General features: G+C 42.9%; 17 protein-coding genes. 15 read left to right on the top strand and 2 right to left on the bottom strand.

Going from position 1 to position 17,180, the window contains the following annotated elements; all coding sequences use genetic code 11:
• Position 1 precedes the first annotated feature (1 nt).
• Complete coding sequence (locus FXV78_RS05650) at positions 2 to 934, top strand: alpha/beta fold hydrolase (RefSeq protein ID WP_004844127.1); 933 nt, start codon at positions 2 to 4, stop codon at positions 932 to 934.
• 47 nt (positions 935 to 981) lie between these two features.
• Here FXV78_RS05650 and FXV78_RS05645 read toward each other — a convergent pair whose 3' ends face one another.
• Entirely contained in the window at positions 982 to 1,626 is a 645-nt protein-coding gene (locus FXV78_RS05645) for a helix-turn-helix transcriptional regulator (RefSeq protein ID WP_004844125.1), read from the bottom strand.
• A gap of 209 nt (positions 1,627 to 1,835) precedes the next feature.
• On the opposite strand from FXV78_RS05645, the gene hydA reads away from it, so the two are divergent.
• The 11 genes from hydA to FXV78_RS05595 all read left to right on the top strand — a co-directional run bounded on the left by hydA (position 1,836) and on the right by FXV78_RS05595 (position 14,067).
• Positions 1,836 to 3,224: a dihydropyrimidinase gene (gene hydA, locus FXV78_RS05640; protein WP_004844124.1), complete on the top strand. Its 1,389-nt coding sequence runs from the start codon at positions 1,836 to 1,838 to the stop codon at positions 3,222 to 3,224.
• 18 nt (positions 3,225 to 3,242) lie between these two features.
• Positions 3,243 to 3,683: a GNAT family N-acetyltransferase gene (locus tag FXV78_RS05635; protein ID WP_004844123.1), complete on the top strand. Its 441-nt coding sequence runs from the start codon at positions 3,243 to 3,245 to the stop codon at positions 3,681 to 3,683.
• A gap of 163 nt (positions 3,684 to 3,846) precedes the next feature.
• Positions 3,847 to 6,120: an oxidoreductase gene (locus FXV78_RS05630; RefSeq protein ID WP_039960006.1), complete on the top strand. Its 2,274-nt coding sequence runs from the start codon at positions 3,847 to 3,849 to the stop codon at positions 6,118 to 6,120.
• An 18-nt stretch (positions 6,121 to 6,138) separates the two neighbouring features.
• Entirely contained in the window at positions 6,139 to 6,906 is a 768-nt protein-coding gene (locus tag FXV78_RS05625; RefSeq protein WP_004844120.1) for an ATP-binding protein, read from the top strand.
• Positions 6,907 to 6,923: 17 nt separating this feature from the next.
• Positions 6,924 to 8,132, top strand: coding sequence for a 2-hydroxyacyl-CoA dehydratase family protein (locus tag FXV78_RS05620; RefSeq protein WP_004844119.1), 1,209 nt, complete (start codon positions 6,924 to 6,926; stop codon positions 8,130 to 8,132).
• Positions 8,129 to 9,775, top strand: coding sequence for a 2-hydroxyacyl-CoA dehydratase family protein (locus FXV78_RS05615; RefSeq protein ID WP_004844118.1), 1,647 nt, complete (start codon positions 8,129 to 8,131; stop codon positions 9,773 to 9,775). The genes FXV78_RS05620 and FXV78_RS05615 overlap by 4 nt, the downstream gene beginning before the upstream one ends.
• A gap of 12 nt (positions 9,776 to 9,787) precedes the next feature.
• Complete coding sequence (locus tag FXV78_RS05610) at positions 9,788 to 10,579, top strand: acyl-CoA dehydratase activase (RefSeq protein ID WP_004844117.1); 792 nt, start codon at positions 9,788 to 9,790, stop codon at positions 10,577 to 10,579.
• Between the two features lie 16 nt (positions 10,580 to 10,595).
• Entirely contained in the window at positions 10,596 to 10,763 is a 168-nt protein-coding gene (locus FXV78_RS17815) for a hypothetical protein (protein WP_004844116.1), read from the top strand.
• Between the two features lie 2 nt (positions 10,764 to 10,765).
• Positions 10,766 to 11,473 (top strand): hypothetical protein, encoded by a 708-nt coding sequence (locus FXV78_RS05605; RefSeq protein WP_004844115.1) that lies wholly within the window; start codon positions 10,766 to 10,768, stop codon positions 11,471 to 11,473.
• A 1,099-nt stretch (positions 11,474 to 12,572) separates the two neighbouring features.
• Entirely contained in the window at positions 12,573 to 13,706 is a 1,134-nt protein-coding gene (locus tag FXV78_RS05600) for a hypothetical protein (protein WP_004844113.1), read from the top strand.
• Positions 13,699 to 14,067: a hypothetical protein gene (locus FXV78_RS05595; protein ID WP_004844112.1), complete on the top strand. Its 369-nt coding sequence runs from the start codon at positions 13,699 to 13,701 to the stop codon at positions 14,065 to 14,067. The genes FXV78_RS05600 and FXV78_RS05595 overlap by 8 nt, the downstream gene beginning before the upstream one ends.
• A gap of 170 nt (positions 14,068 to 14,237) precedes the next feature.
• Here FXV78_RS05595 and FXV78_RS05590 read toward each other — a convergent pair whose 3' ends face one another.
• Complete coding sequence (locus FXV78_RS05590) at positions 14,238 to 15,077, bottom strand: helix-turn-helix domain-containing protein (protein WP_004844111.1); 840 nt, start codon at positions 15,075 to 15,077, stop codon at positions 14,238 to 14,240.
• A gap of 282 nt (positions 15,078 to 15,359) precedes the next feature.
• Between FXV78_RS05590 and FXV78_RS05585 the strand changes: the two genes are divergently transcribed.
• The 3 genes from FXV78_RS05585 (at position 15,360) to FXV78_RS05575 (ending at position 17,120) form a co-directional block, all read left to right on the top strand.
• A complete protein-coding gene (locus tag FXV78_RS05585) occupies positions 15,360 to 15,692 on the top strand; it encodes a hypothetical protein (RefSeq protein ID WP_009244196.1) in 333 nt (110 codons plus the stop codon).
• 131 nt (positions 15,693 to 15,823) lie between these two features.
• Positions 15,824 to 16,942, top strand: coding sequence for a replication initiation factor domain-containing protein (locus FXV78_RS05580; RefSeq protein WP_233447357.1), 1,119 nt, complete (start codon positions 15,824 to 15,826; stop codon positions 16,940 to 16,942).
• Positions 16,935 to 17,120, top strand: coding sequence for a helix-turn-helix domain-containing protein (locus FXV78_RS05575; protein WP_004844108.1), 186 nt, complete (start codon positions 16,935 to 16,937; stop codon positions 17,118 to 17,120). Before FXV78_RS05580 ends, FXV78_RS05575 begins: the two co-directional genes overlap by 8 nt.
• Positions 17,121 to 17,180 lie beyond the last annotated feature (60 nt).

The following is a 17,180-nucleotide window of genomic DNA, read 5'->3' as shown; positions in this document are numbered from 1 at the left end:
GATGAAAGATGAATTTTACTTTCCATCCAAAGATGGAAATACAGAGATTCATACAATTGAATGGAAACCGGAAGGACAGGTAAAGGCAGTCTTGCAGTTGAGTCACGGGATGGTTGAGTATGTTGACAGATATTCGGAGTTTGCAGAATATCTCTGCGAAAAAGGATTTTATGTAGTCGGCAACGATCATCTGGGACATGGAAAGTCAGTACAGAGTAAGTCAGAGTATGGATTTTTTAATGAAAAATATGGAAATGCATGTGTTCTTGGAGATTTACATACATTGAGACAGCGGACGATGAAAAAATACCCGGACGTGCCTTATTTTATGCTTGGACACAGCATGGGATCGTCTCTGCTGAGACAATATATTCAGATGTATGGCAATGGACTCAGTGGAGCGATCATCATGGGGACCATGTCAGAGCAGAATAAGACGGAACTCAAGCTTGGAAAAGATCTGTGCAGGATACTGGCAGTTTTAAAAGGATGGCATTATCGAAGCAAGCTGGTAGACAAGATGGTGAATGGACCTTTCTGTAAAAAATTCAAGCCGGCAAGGACGAGGGCAGACTGGGTGACCAGTGATACGGAAAAGCTGGATCAGTATGTTTCCGATCCGCTGTGTTCGTTTGTATTTACAGTAAATGCCTACTATCAGATGTTCTGCGGAATTCAGCAGACGCAGAAGCGGGAAAGCATCTATATGATACCGAAGACGCTGCCGATTTTTATGGTGTCCGGTTCGGACGATCCGGTCGGAGGATTCGGCAAAGGTGTCAGAAAGATCTATGAGAAGTATCGGGCGGCCGGAATACAGGATGTGACTTTGCGGCTGTATGCCGGAGACCGACATGAGATTTTGAATGAAACAGACCGGGAGCAGGTATATCAGGATTTATACGAATGGATGCAGAGTAAGATGGAAGTATAATCAGAATCCGCTGAAAGTGTTTCAACGTTGCACTTTCAGCGGATTTTTTATTTACCGGCATCCATATAGTTATATAATGTGAATTTTGAGATGCCGAGTATAGAAGCTACCTTATCTCCGGACTTCGTGATCAGAAAAGCGTCGGCATCATTTAAATACTGAACCACTTTGATTTTTTCGTCTTTTGTCATCAGTGCTGCCGGTTTCCCGATATTGGAGATAGCCTGTTCGATCAGGGTATCCAGAAGCTCGGTGACATTGTGTGTAATCTGAGGAGTCGCACTGCGGGAAGCGGATGGCTCGGCGGGATTCTGTGTCTGGATAAAGGACTGCAGGAACTGATTCGCTGCAGCCAGTGCGGTAATATCATAATTGATAGAAAAAATATAGGCAAGCGTTCCGGATTCGTCCTTAATGTAAAAGGTCGAAGACTTCAGCAGACGTCCGTCATTTGTTTTTGTCAGATAAGCGTACTGATCCTGCAGTGTGGACGGATCGGCTTTGATCGCTTCCAGTACGACATTGGATGCACTGTCACCGGATTTTCGGTCAGTGACATGTCCGTTTTCAATATATAAGATTGTGTTTTCGATTCCATGGCGTACATCGTGGATCACGATTTCGCAGGAATCACCGAACTGCTGTGCAAGTCCGTGCGCAATTTGTTTTAATAGATCTAAAGAGTATCCCATTGTTTACATCCTCTCCTGATAAATGTGTAATCGTCTTCTATGATATCATGATTCGTTAACGCTCATTATATCATAAAAAGAAAACAGAAGCTAAAAGAAATTTAGACATCTGAAAATATTTCAGAAATCAGGTTGAATTCATGTGCTGATAAGAGTATTCTATAAATATCAAATGAACAGATAGAAATGCCGGAAAAAGGAGGAGTCCTATGAAATTATTAGTAAAAAATGGTATGATCGCAACAGAGTCGCAGGTATTTCAGGGGGATATTCTGATCGAAGATGAAAAAATAAAGTCCATAGGAACAGTTTTGGAAGAGGAGGATGCCGAGGTGATCGATGCCACAGGCAGATATGTGATCCCGGGGGGTGTGGACGTACATACGCATATGGATCTGCAGTCAGGAAAGTATCGTGCAGTGGATGATTTTTATGATGGAACGGTGGCAGCAGCCTGTGGAGGAACAACGACGATCGTGGATCACATGGCGTTCGGCCCGAAGGGATGCAGCCTGTGGCATCAGGTGGAAGAATATCATCGTCTGGCAGATGGGAAATCAGTCATTGATTATGGATTTCATGGGGTGATCCAGCATGTCAATGCATCCATACTGGGGGAGATGAAAGAGATTGCCGAAAATGATGGAATTACAAGTTTTAAGGTATATACGACATATGATGACATGTTGACTGATGACGAGATTTTTCAGGTACTCAAAGAAGCAAAAAAGGACGGGATAGTGATCGCAGTGCACTGCGAGAATGATGGTGTGATCAATTATCTTAGGAAGACATACCGCGAGTCGGGATGTACAGAGCCAAAGTATCATCCGCTCAGCAGACCGGCGCGTTGTGAGGCGGAGGCAGTGGACCGTCTGCTGCATCTGGCAGCCATGGCAGGTGATGCACCGCTGTATATTGTACATTTGTCCAGCAAAGAAGGGCTGATGGAGGTTATGAAAGCGCGGGCATCCCACCAGAAGAATTTTGCAGTGGAGACCTGTACGCAATATCTGACTCTCACGGATGAGATGTATGAAGATCCCAAGGAAGGGCTGAAAGCGATCATGTCTCCGCCGCTTCGCAAAAAAGAGGATCAGGATGCATTATGGCAGGCATTAAAGGATGGCGTGATCGATGTTGTGGCAACAGATCACTGCCCGTTTCACTTTGGGAAAGAAAAGCAGGCAGGAGCGCAGGATTTTACAGCTTGTCCAAACGGTGCACCGGGAGTTGAAGAGCGGATGCGCATTCTGTTCTCTGAGGGTGTGATGAAAGGCAGAATTACACTGCCGCAGATGGTGCATTATCTGTGTACGAATCCTAGCCGGATGTATGGATTATATCCGCAGAAGGGAACTCTGCTGCCGGGTTCAGATGCGGATCTGATTCTCTTAAATCCGGAGAAAGAGCGCATACTGACACATGCGGATATGCACAGTGCAGTAGATTATACCTGTTATGAGGGGATGGCAGTGAAAGGTGAGATTGAACTGGTCATGCAGAGAGGGCATGTGATCGTGAAAGAGAATCAGTTCTTAGGTAAAAAAGGAGACGGAAAATATCTGAAACGGCATAAGAGCGTATTGGCAGAATAAAGAAAAGGATGGACAGTGATGGAATTTACAATTAGAAATATGATGGAACAGGATAAACAGGAAGTATTGGATATGATGCGGGTATTTTACGCATCTCCCGCAGTGCAGAGTAATGGATCGGATGAGATTTTTGAGAATGATATCAGAACATGCATAGGAGGGAGTCCATATCTGGAAGGATATGTGTTTGAAAATGAAGGGCAGCTTTTGGGGTATGCCATGGCAGCCAAAAGCTTTTCCACAGAGTTTGGAAAGCAGTGTGTCTGGATCGAAGATCTGTATATGAAGCCAGAAAGCAGAGGACTTGGTATCGGAAGTAAGTTTTTTGAATATATAGAAGAAAAATACGCAGACGTGGTAGTTCGCCTGGAAGTGGAAGAAGAAAATGAAAGAGCAGTTCATGTCTATAAAAAAGCAGGATATGAAGTACTGCCATATATGGAGATGATCCGTAAATAAATAATAGAGAAGACCTGAAAGTGGAAGTGATATACTCCCTTTCGGGTCTTTTTTTGAGTTGTTTGTTTTGCACTGAAATGATATAATTGAAATATGATTTTAGTGCAAAATGCTCAAAATTAGTTTGGGTAAAAGATGTCGTAAAACAGGAGGTGCAAAAACATTGAAATGCGATGAAAAGTTAGTCAGACTGGAAGAAACCTATGGGGATTGGGTGAAACAGGAAAAAGAAAACTGCAGGATGAGCTCCGGGGAGATGACGAAGGAATTGTATCCGTATCAGGCCCTGTTTTCTCCGATTCAGGTGAATAAGACTATGATCAAAAACCGCGTGGTAATGGGACCGATGGGGAATCTGAATATGTGTGAAGAGTCAGGACGTCCCAATGACAAGATGCTTCAGTACTTTTTCGCCCGTGCAAAAGGGGGGACAGGGCTTTTGACAACAGGGCTGATTCCGGTCAGTCACGGAATCGATCCGACGGTGACAGAGGTGGATGATCTGTCACTGTTTCCGAGAATCGATCATGCCAGAACAGTGTTTGCAGGTTGGAGAGATCTTGCACAGGGAGTACATGCGTATGGAAGTAAAATCTTTATTCAGATTACACCGGGACTTGGAAGAGTAGGACCACCGACTTGTGTGATGACAAAACATAAGATTCCGGTTTCTGCGTCCGTGAATCCGAGCTTTTATATTCCGCAGCTTCCATGTATTCCGCTGACAGATGCCAATTTGAAAAAAATTGTAAAAAACTGCGGGCAGGCGGCAGCAGATGCAAAAGAGATGGGATTAGACGGTATCTACCTGCATGGGCATGAAGGATATCTGCTGGAACAGATGACGAATCCGGCATTTAACAGAAGACAGATGGGACGCTATAAAGATTATGAAATGTTTGGGCTTGATATCATCCGTGAGATTCGAAAGAGGGCGGGAGATTCCTTCCCGATCATGTATCGGATTGACCTCTCACTGGCACTGAACGAAACATATCAGGAACGGATGAATGAAGTCAGCAGTCTGAAGCGGTTTAAAAATGGAAGAACGATTAAGGATACCCTGCATTATATGGCGAAACTGGTCCGTGCCGGAGTGGATCTGTTTGATGTGGATCTGGGCTGCTATGACAACTGGTGGCTGCCGCATCCACCGGAGGGAATGCCGGCGGGATGTTTCCTTGATATGTCCAAGATCGCAAAAGAATTCTTCCGCAGAAATCGTATCAAATCGAATACCGGAGTGGACGTTCCGGTTGTTGCAGTCGGAAAACTGGGGTATCCGGATATCGCAGAAAAAGCGATCCGGGATGGTGACTGCGACATGGTGATGCTTGCCAGACCACTGCTTGCAGATCCGGACTGGTGCAACAAGGCGTTTGCCGGCAATGTGGAGGAGATCCGGCCGTGTATCGGCTGTCAGGAAGGCTGCGTTAATGAGTTTATTCTGGGAGGGCATCCTCAGTGTGCAGTTAATCCGCGAACCGGATTCGAGGAACGTTTTCCGGAAACCTTTACACCGGCTGAGAAAAAGAAAAACATTGCTGTTGTGGGAGGCGGGCCGGCAGGAATTACATTTGCATTGATCGCGGCAAAACGCGGACACAACGTAACCTTGTATGAAAAATCAGAGAAGCTGGGCGGCAAGATTGCTGTAGGAAGTATTCCGAAGATCAAATTTGACCTGCGCAACTATCTGGCATACCTTGAGAAACAGGTGGAGCTTTGTCAGGAGCAGTATCAGCTTCAGGTACATAAAAATACAACGGTGACTGCAGAACTTCTAAAAGAAAAAGCATATGATTCAGTTATTTTTGCGTATGGAACAAAGGAAATCTTTCCGCCGTTTGAAGGCAGAGAGGAGGCAAATCTAATCCTTGGAACAGACCTTCTGGAACATCCGGAAAAAGCGGAAGGTGCAAATAATATCGTGATCGTAGGCGGTGGAGTGGTAGGCTGTGAGACTGCACACTGGCTGGCAAATGAATATGGAAAGAACGTTACGGTTCTGGAAATGCTGCCTCATTTTATGATGGGGGTCTGTACAGCAAACCGAGGACATTTGCTTCATTATCTGGAAAAATCAGGGGTGCGGCTGTATAACTGTACAAAGGTAAAAGCGCTTGCAAAAGACGGCGTTTATGTGGAACAGAATCAGTCCCAAACTGTGCCGGATCCGTATAATACCTGGCAGCCGCTGCTTCCTCCGAATATTCCGAACCCGATGGAGAAAGCAATCAAAGAAGAAATCGTGGAGAAGAAGATTCCGGCAGATCTGATCGTGTTGGCAATGGGGGGAAAAGCGGATGAGACATTTTTCTTTGAAGCGGGAGAAGAACATCTGGCAAAAGAGATTTATAACATTGGAGACAGCAGCCGGGCAGGAAGAGTTCTGGAGGCAGTACGCGGTGCATATCATCTTGCAGTGCGGATTTAGTGGAAAGGAAGAAAAGGTATGAGCAGAGAGACAAAAATTATCGCATTGACCGGAAAAGGGGGCGTGGGAAAGACTTCTATTTCCGCAGCTCTTGTAAAGCTTCTGGTTGAGGAATTTCCGGAGGAAAAGATCCTTGCCATTGATGCAGATCCGGCGATTGGTCTGGCTACAGCACTGGGAATTGAGCCCAAACTGACGCTGGATGACATTCGAAACGAAATTGTTGCGAATGTGGAGGATGGAAATACAAAGGAAGCAATGGAATTGTTGTCTGAGTCCAGGTATAAGATCGCAGAGGCAATCGTCGAAAAAGAAGGTTTTGCGTTTCTTGCAATCGGACGTCCGGAGTCAGCCGGATGTTATTGCCGCATCAATTCATATTTAAAAGAAGTGATCACGATGATCTCAGAGCAGTTTGATTATGTGGTCATTGACGGAGAGGCAGGCATTGAGCAGATCAACCGCCGTGTAATGGAGAAAGTGACCCATCTGCTTTTGATCTCGGATACCAGCAAAAAGGGATTGGAAGTCATCAAGACAATTGAAAATGTTGCAATGGAGCTGGTGAAATATGACCGCATCGGTCTGATCGTGAACCGGGTGGAGGACCCGGCGATGATCGAAAGACTGGATACCAGAGGTCTGGAGCTTTTGGCAGCGATCCCGTCAGACAAAAAACTGGCATTGTATGATTTTGAAGGACGCAGCATTATGGAGCTTCCAGAAGAATCACCTGTGGTAGTCAATGTGCGGGATGCAATGCAGAAGTTCGGCATTCTGCTGTAAGTGTCAGGAGGGCTGTTATGAAAGATCTAAAACATATGATCTATTTTGAAAAGTTACTGGACAGTGCCTGTAACGATCTGGTCCGGGAAGCGCAGAAGGAGAACCGGGTCGCTGTTGGGTACACCTGTTTTCATATCCCGGAAGTGCTGCTGAATCTGGATCACTGTTTTTCTGTCAGACTACGGGCTCCGTATATGGGTTCTACAGAGATTGCAACGTATTATCTGGCAAGCAGTGCCTGTGAATTTTCCAGAGCATTGCTGGAACGGGCAATCGAGGGCGGATTTCAGTTTCTGGATGCGATTGCCGGGGTTGATATCTGTGAATGCATGAACCGGTGTTACGAAAATATGGAACTGCTGGAGATCCAGGGGAAAGAGAAAAAGAATTTCTTTATCAGCTATGTGGATGTGCCGGGAAAAGATGAAGAAATCACGGTGGAGCATGTGGTAGAGCAGCTGCGAAGAAAGGTGCTGGAACCGCTGCATGAACGGTATGGAACGGATATATCCGATGCGGCGATGAGAAAAGCTGTGGAGAAGCACAATGAGATCTGCAGGATCATTTCTGAGATGGGAGAAATGCGAAAAGCAGAAAATCCGGTGATCACAGGCGCAGAATTTCACAAGATTGTTCTTGCAACCTATGTCTGTCCAAAAGATCTGATCCTGGATAAATTGTATGAAACACTGGAGGAACTCAAACACAGGGAGCCGGATAAAAAATCAAAATTCCGTGCAAGAGTTGTGATCGTGGGCGGAGAGATCGATGATCCGGATATGATCGAACTGGTGGAAGACAGCGGTGCTTATGTTGCCGCAGACCGGTTCTGTTATGGATCGATCCCGGGCCGTCAGGAAATTGTATTAAATGATACGGAGGATGTGCTCACTCAGATTGTGCGGATCAATATTGATCAGACCTCCTGTCCGAGGTATGTCACGCCAAATAAGATCAAGTACAGACAGGATCAGGCGGCGAAACTGGTGGAGGAATATCATGCAGACGGTATTATTTATGAGCAGATGAAATTCTGTTCCTACTGGTCTTTTGAGAGAACACTGCAGAGTCATGTTCTTGCCGAAGAATATAAGATACCGACCTTATCAATTGACCGGCCGTATCAGGCAAAATCAAGCGGACAGCTTCGAACCCGGGTACAGGCATTTGTGGAGAGTCTGGAAATCAAGAAGATCAAAGCTCGCAGAGAGGAGGCCGGAAAATGAGACGAGGAACAAAAATCCAGAAGTTGAAACAAGCACTTCCGGGGATTGTAAAGGATGTCAGGCATTATGCAAAACCAAGGGTAAAGCTGCATAATGAAGGGCTTGGAGATTACTATACGGAAGGGTACCGTTCTCTGAACCAGAGGGAGTGGAAAGGGGTAAGAGATACAGCGTATGATTTTGCCTCCTGGCTGAAGGTATATGGATATATGGCAGTGACACTCGGAAAGCATCCGGTGGCGCTGACGAAATCCTTTGTGCGTTACCCGTGGATGGCTTCTTATCTGACGGTGGCGAATATGCTGGACCGCCATAAGCTGGGACTGCGCGGAAAACAGCTCCGTTATACGCAGGAACAGTTTTACGGAGTGGTACATAACTCGGTAGATGTGATCGCCAAGATCATTGAACGAGATGAGAATCTCAATTCACCAAATAATAAACGTGCTGCAAAATTACGTGCAAAGACGGTGATGTTTGACGAGATGACCCCATCGATCATTATGGCAGGTTTTCCGATGCTGGACTGGATCGATATTGCCATGTCACCGGTCTGCCTTCCGGGAGAGGTTGATCAGAACGCAAATATTATGTATGTAGATGCGGCAGAGCGTATGGGACTGGCGGCAGATGTGTGTCCGCTTCCATCCGCAGAGGTTGGATGTGCGATTGTAGATGACTATCCGCAGGTGGGGAGTTCTTTTATCACAAGTTCTATGCCGTGTGACGGATCTCTCGGCGCGGCTCTGTTTATGGACCGCTATATGAAAAAACTGCCGAGCTTTACGCTGACCCCGCCGCAGCGGTTTAATGAGCCTGAGACGAATGCGTATGCAGTCAAGGATCTGAAGAACTGTATCCGGTTTATCGAAGAGACTTACGACGTGAAGTGGGACTGGGATGCATTCTGGAAAAAGGCAGAAGAATATAATAAGACAACACAGTGCATGCTGGACAAATGGGATGTCAACTGTACGCCTTATCCGCAGGTCATAGGAAGTGCGCTGTCCCTTCAGAGAGAGTATGAATTCCAGACAGCGGCCTGTCTGGATCCGTTTATGACAAAGCAGGATGAAAAAGTGACAAAGATGATGCTCAAAGGATATGAAAAGGACCGGGAAGCAGACAGAAGAGATTATAAATACCGCGCCATTGTATGGTGCTGTCCGGCACATTACTACACCCATTTTACAACCTGGGCGGAACATACGTGGGGAATTCGCACTCTGGTCGATATGGAAAGTATGCTGAGTTATCATTTTTATCATATCGGGGACAAAGAACAGGCGCTGACGGATATGGCAATGGCATATGAGCGGATGATGATGCGTTCCCACAGCAACGGCGGATATGTTAATGCGCTGGATGAGTGCTGGAAGATGTGCGAGAAATTTAATGCGAATATTGTGATCATGTACGATCATGTTTCCTGCAAAAACTTTGGCGGTCTTCATGGATTGTTTGAAGATCAGGCAAGAGAGCGGGGCATTCATCTGATCTGGGTACAGCATGATCTGATGGATCCGAGAACCGTGTCCAGAAAAGCAATGCGCGATGCAGTCAACAAATATATGTCAACGGTGTTCAGGGAAGAACCACTGGATCCGACCTATCTGGATTATAGTGATGAACTGACCTGGTAAGGAGGGAAAAAGATGAAATATTTCGGGGGATGTGATGTAGGTTCGACCTATACGAAAACGGTGATCCTGGATGAAAACGGGGCGATCGTTGCAGCAAATACGATCAAGAGTAAGATCAACAGTGCGCAGAGCGCCAAGGCAGGGCTGGATCAGGCGATCGCGGATGCCGGTCTGAAGGAGATTTCCGATCTGACGTATCTGATCGGAACCGGATACGGGCGAAACAAAGTACCGCAGGCAGATGAAAATATTTCCGAGATCAGCTGTCATGCAATGGGTGTGCATGTGACAGATCCGTCGGTGCGGGCGATCATTGATATCGGCGGACAGGATGTAAAAGGAATTGCGGTTGATACGGACGGAACGGTGAAAACATTTGCGATGAATGACAAATGTGCGGCCGGTACAGGGCGTTTCTTTGAATCCATGGCGAATGCGTTCGAGATGTCTCTGGAAGAATTTTCGAAGCTGAGTCTTACAGCGGAAAATGTGATCCCGATCACGGCACAGTGTACGGTATTTGCAGAGTCTGAGGTTATCACACTGGTCGGAGAAGGAAAACCGCAGAATGAAATTGCGGCAGGAATTCAGCAGGCGGTTGCAAAACGCTGTTTTGTAATGGCGAAAAAAGCCGGAGCGAAAGATGCGATCACACTGACGGGCGGATGTGCGAAAAATCAAGGATTAAAAGCAGCGATTGAGAAGGTGCTCCGTATGAAGGTCATAGAACTTAAGATCGATCCGCAGCTGATGGGTGCGCTCGGAGCGGCAGAATATGCGAGACAAAAGGGATTAGACTTATAAGGAAGGGGCGATCCGGATGAAAAAAACAGTCAGATTTTTTGCAAAAGTGTTTCTTGCCGTGAGTGCAGTGACAGCGGTTTTGTTTACCATCTATATGACCAATGCAGATTCCAAGCTGATCGAATTTATTTATGACAAGCTGCTTCATTATCATGAGACGAAAAAAGTAGAGGATCACATTTAGTTATGCAAGTATATGATAAAGTTATCGAGACAACAAGAGAATTACTGAAGCCTTTCCCGGTAAAAGAGCTGAACAGGAATCATGCAAAACCATGGAATCTGCTCAAAGAAAATGAATTCCTGCTTCAAAAAGAAGTGGCGTTTGAGCTGGGAATCCGTTCGCAGCCGTCCACGTGTTATCAGGCGGTGACCTCTTCGAAAGAGTTACTTCCCGAAGACAAGATTCTTTTATATGGACCGGATCTTCCGGAGATCAAAAAGAATGTTCCGTTTACCAGGATCACGTGGATCCAGATTGATCCGATCGAAGATCAGGATAAAGCGTACCAGCGGATCAAAAAACTGGAATTCGCAAAATTTAAGATCATTCCGGAAGGGTACATGATGCTGTCGTCCAGCATGGATCAAAAAGAACAGGTGCGGGTGAGCAAAAAAGCAATGAAAAAAGCACTGGACTTTGCGACCGTGGGAAATCTGATGATCCAGAAATATAAAGAAGAATTTCAGGCAAAGCATGTCCAGATTCTGTTTATCACACGGGAGCTTCCGGTGATGGACCAGCTCATCGCACAGGGGAAAAAGGTGGATGAGATCACAAATGCATTTGACCATATTTTGAAAAATATTATTCTGGATTGCGATCTGTGTCCGTTGCATCCGATCTGCGATGATGTAGAGGAACTGCGGCAGATACATTTTGCCAGAAAGTAAGAGAATGTCCCGTAGAAATCAAGTAACTTCTGCGGGACATAATAAAGCGTGTAGTATAGAGGAAATACATCAAACTCTCAGACATTGTCTGTGTGACAATTCATGTGTCTGGAACATGGTTTCTAAACAGTTCAAATTCAAAGGCAGTTTCGCTGAAAGAAAAATAGTTATCTAAAGAGGAAATAGGTACTATTGAACTAATTTATATAGTATTATAATGTGTTAAAAAGTCCGAAAACAGTTTGAAATGTTTACATATTTACAAAGTTACATGTTTACAATGTGCTTAACGGGTGGTATATTATAGATATAAATAAGGCACTACTGATAGTTGGTTAGTCCAGATTTAATAAGTTACAAAAAAGTAACCGCAATCCTTTGGCTGAGGGGCGGTTACTTTTTTGATTGATTAATATATGCAATCAGAGGGTTCAGTCCCCCTGTTGAAGGACTAACCGCCTACCATTCTCATGTAGTGCCTTGTCTTATTTTATCAAACACATTGTTGCATGACAAGATATTTTGTCAGAATCCATATATGCAAGTAATTTGAAATATAAGTGGCAGCTATGAAAATTATGTTAGTATTATCAAATGCAGAAGGAGATTGTAATAAGCCAATACAACTTACAGACAACAAAGCAAAATCAGAAATGGAAAAGTTGCAAAACTTATAGGAAGATATTATTTAAAGAATAAAATCAACAGATATTCTTTTAGAAAAATTTGCCCAAAAGACATTTGGGGGAGATGCAGGAACAGCGAAAACCCGCTAACCTTTCGGCTAACGGGTTTCGTTGTTTTATAGTTATCTAAAGGAATGAGGGATTATCGAACTGGTTTATATTGTGTTACAAAGTGTTGTAAAGCCCGGAATTACAGGCTTTTTTAAAATTGACTTACATATAAAGTGTTATATTTATTTATCCTGATTTGACCGAAATTTGCCCCGAGATTCTTTGTTTGGATTTGTTTGAAAATAGTTTGATAAAAATAAAATAGAATGAAATATTTGAAATAAACATAAAAAAATATAGACAAAATAGGGAATAAGATATAATATTAAAGTAAATATATAATCTAAGGAGGAAGGATATTTATGAGAAAAATTTTTAAACGATTTGCTTCACTTTTGACAATCTTTATATTGACTATTATGTCAATAGTTCCTGTCCATGCATCGGAGAATACTTCTGTTGTAAATGTTACGGATGATTTGGCGATACAGATGGCAGAACGTTTTGCAAAGGGAATAGGAGAAAATAGCAATATTGTTGCTAATAATCCGAGAAAATTTTATGATACAACAGGTCAAGCTATTGGATATATTGTAAATTACAATTTAGAAAACAAACCATATGGATATGTAGTTTTTGATACTACGTGTGAATCTTTGATATCAGAATACTCATTTGGTAATAATTCAGCAAATCCATATGAGGTGATTTATCAAAGTGAAGCAAATGTATTTAGTGAAAAAGCAAATACCTCTGAAATATATAAAATAGCTCCGTTTGAATATGGTATTGTTGATAATTTGGGAAAGATTAGAACGAATTATGGTGAAACATTAGAAAAAACAGTACTGTCCTTGAATGAGAGTAGGGGAAAAGACCCAGCTACTTGGGATGAGGTTTTGCTAGATATTGATGAAGTTTATGAAAACTACACGCTTGTTTCAACAAATCATCTTCAAGAATTTATTTCCTTTAATGAGCCGTATATAGAAAGTGTAACAGGACATTATGCATGTGCAGTTAGTGCATTATTAGCATGTGGTGCATATTATAATGCTGTTGATTATACAGATATTGCAGGTGATTATATGGATATTTGGGATTCAACAGGAACGACAGTTTCATCGGAGAGTGGAGGAATAACATATGGTTCAACAACTATTGGCAATATTGGACCTGGATTTGTGGACTTTTGTGCTGGAAAGAATGTTTCTGTAACACAAAATACTGACTATAGTCCCAATTATAATTTTTTCACTAATTGCATTGATAGAGGAGATATAGCAGTTGTCCATTGTGGTATAATTAGCAGTGATACTGGAGAACGTGCGGGGCATTCAATGGCAGCAGAGGGATATGCAACTTTGCGAGCATATAATTCTGGAAATACAGTACATACATTGATGGTATTTGATGGATGGGGGGATACAGTACGTTATTTGAATTTTGATTTTGATAGTTGGACAGACATATCGGGGACTACATTTAATGGATAAGAAACGATTGATTTTGTTAATCATACTTTTGCTTGCAATAGTATTAATTGTGCTTGGCGTAAAAGGAAATGTTTTTAAGGAGAATCGTCAAAATATGGAGTTGCGTTCTAGTGGAGATGATAATTCTCATTGGTTTCATTTGAGTGGGGTTGTTGTAGAGAAAACTTTTGATACACTTTTAATAGAACTAAATGAGAAGGAAGAAAGTAGTCTATTTTTTGATACGACAAAAGTTAGTTTAGATTGTACTAAGTGTAAAGGTGATCTAGAACAAGTATCAGAAGGAAATGTTATTAAATTTTATTTTTTTAAGTATAATATTGATGGTGAAACGGTAAAAATTGAAAGAATAGTAAGATAAAAGTATAAGTAAGAGTTCTGCTATCAGAACATTATTATTAGTGAGGTAAAGGAACAAGGCGAAGCCGAGACGCCGTAGGGCAGTCCTTTACGGAACGGACACAGCCAATACCATCATGATACATAAGAGGACTTGAAAGGTCACAAACCTTGCAAGTCCTCTTGTTTATCTTATGGGTTACTTCTGTCGGATTGCATTTTCCAATAGACCGCTTCTTTCGTGGCTTCTCGGAAAAAGCTATCCTGTCTGGTATATGACAGATGTTCATTCTGGATATAAGCGTCTGATTCGCAATCATATTCGTAAGGGATTACCTGTGCTGTTCCCTGTTTTTCATCAATTCCATAGATAATTACTTTGGAATCTCTCAATGCCAGTCCGAGTGTCAGAAAGCCGGAAGTGAAATAATTGTTGTTGTGTGGAGCGGTTATGCTTTTCAGTGCATGAAAGAAGTCTGCTACTTCCTCAGTCTGTCCATTCTCAAAAGCCGGAATGATATGTAAGGTGTTGTTTGCCTTATCTGCATATGCCCGGCAGACCAGAACGGAAGAATCCGCTTTTTGTATGATACCGTCAAAATAATCGCCGGAGTATGCAGTTGGCTGATAGAAAATGGCGGTTTCTTTTGTTGTAAGGTTATGATAAGTCAGAAAGCCGTTTACAAGCCGGACAATCTCGATATCATCCCCGTAGGTAAATCCGTTCTGCTCTAAAAGAGAATAGAAAGTTCTGGTAAATTCTTCCGGCAGTTCAATCCCCAGTTTTTCTGTGATAAGCATATCTACATATTCTTTAAATGAACCATACAGAAGTTCATTCAGCGTCATATTGCCCAACGTGGCAATCTGCTTCAAGCGTTTCTCATTGGGAAGATTCACACCCTTTTCCCAACTGTTTACAGAGCCTTTCGGGGCATTATCTATGATTTCCCCAAACTTCTGCATACTGTAACCGTATTTCTTGCGTATCTGTAAAATTCGTTTTCCTACTGCTTCTTTATTCACAAACATATGCACACCTCGTTTCTGTTTTCATCATAACACAAGATAAGGATAAATGTAAGGGTAAAATTATAATAAGTTATAAAAAGATATAGTTAAGCGTTTGAAATACAAAAATAAAAAGTAAGGGAAAAAGTAAAATAATTGTTGACAAGAAGAAAAAACAGGTCTATGATGAGGTTAAGAGGTAAGGAGAAAAGTAATGAAATAAATATAGACGTGGATATGAAAAGGACTTGTCACACTTACAGACACTCATTCACCATGATTTCAAAAAAGGAGAAATGTAGCATGCAGATTACATTGACAAAAGAACAGGTCAGAGAAGCGTTCGGGGAACTCCGTTACATGGGAGCAGACTACTGCTACAAGTATGATAAGGAAACCCGGAAGAAAACCGAGGAAGTGGAAGCATTGAAACTTCACCTCGGAAGCATGAAACTTGGAAACAGCGTAGATATCCGTCTGGAAGCAACAGAACTTCCAAAGGTAGAGCCTTACACAGTGGTAGAACTAGAAGAAGCGGTATATGCCCCTTATGTGCAGAGAGGAAACTTCCCGGTATTGGTGGACAGAATCTCCTGCAAGGGTATCCGTGTTGTTACCGGAAAAGGAAACGTGTAGAGACTGTTCCCGGAAATTCTCTGCGGACTGCTCCGTACAGCGTGAAAGGAGCAAAGGGAGTAGAGAAGTTCCGGGAACGTGGCGAAAGCCACGGCATACTACGAAAGGCAGGGATGATGATAACAGAGGTAATGAAAATTTCAGAACCCCCCTATACTAACAGGGGGGTAACTCGTCAGAAAGAAGATTTGACAGCACTGATTGACTGGTGTCAGATTACTGTCAAAGGTGTAGACGTGTTCATAATCATAGAAGATATCTTGCGGATTCCACTGAGTTTTATGGAACTGCATGGTAAGGAAAAAGGAATTGCTGGACACGAACTGATAGCAAGATTTGACAATATCAAGATTCTGAAACCGACAGGAAATGCACAGTATGAGGGATTTCAGATTCTTATGAGTGGTTCGGGGTGCAGGAATTATGAAAATTTCCTTATGATGAATAAGGAAACATGGTTTGATTTTCTGGAAAGAGTTTGCAGATACCCGGTGAATTTTCCGAGGATAGACTTGGCAATCGACGATACAAAGCCTTATCTGTCTATCCCGGAATTGATTCGTCTGAAAAACGAGGGGCTGATATCTAGTCAGTTGCGTGATACAGCAGAGAATCGTTCTGATAGACTGAAAGAGGATGAAATAGAAGCGCAGGGAAAAACACTATATCTCGGCAGTAAACACAGTGATTTTCGGATTACATTCTATGAAAAGGGATATGAACAGGCAGAAAAGTTCGGAAAAGAACTCAACCCGGACTGGAACAGATATGAACTTCGATTCCGGCACAAAAAAGCGGTCAGATTAGTAGAAGAACTTCTGAAAGACAGGGATGTGGCACGGATTGCGTTGTCTGTATTAAACGAGAAAGTGCGGTTTTTACAGAAGCCGGAAAACAGCACGGTTACAAGAAAACGGCTTTATCCTACTTATTCCCCGTGGGAAGAACTCATGCAGGATGTAGGGAAGATAAAGTTGACCATGAATCCAGAGAAAAAGACACTGGAACGAACATGGCAGTGGCTGAACGTAGCAGTTTCGCCCTCTTTAAAGCTAATGGATAAAATCGGAAAACTGGATAACAGAGATTATATCCGCCAGCTAATAGAACGGGGGCAGATGAACGAAGAACAACAACGCATATATGAGGACTATAAAAAATCTTTCCTTTTGAGGGAAGAAGAAAGGAGAATCTTTGACAGAACATACACAGAAAACGATACAGACAAAGAAAGCCCTTACAGTGAATGAAGCGTCAGAGTATACGGGAATTGGAAGAAATAATCTGCGAAAGCTGATTACATGGCAGAAGATTCCGGTCATAAGGATTGGAAATAAGATTCTTATACGCTCTGAGGTTTTAGACCAGTTTTTGAAGAAAAACGAAGGGCATAATCTGAAAAATAAATATGAAGTAATTGCAGTATAAACACAAATAAGCATATAATACTGTCAGACCAGTTCTGATAGTCCTTGCACGGAAAGGAGC

The sequence above is a fragment of the Mediterraneibacter gnavus ATCC 29149 genome (assembly GCF_008121495.1).
Classification (GTDB): domain Bacteria; phylum Bacillota; class Clostridia; order Lachnospirales; family Lachnospiraceae; genus Mediterraneibacter; species Mediterraneibacter gnavus.
This window is presented reverse-complemented; position numbering and strand designations above follow the sequence as displayed.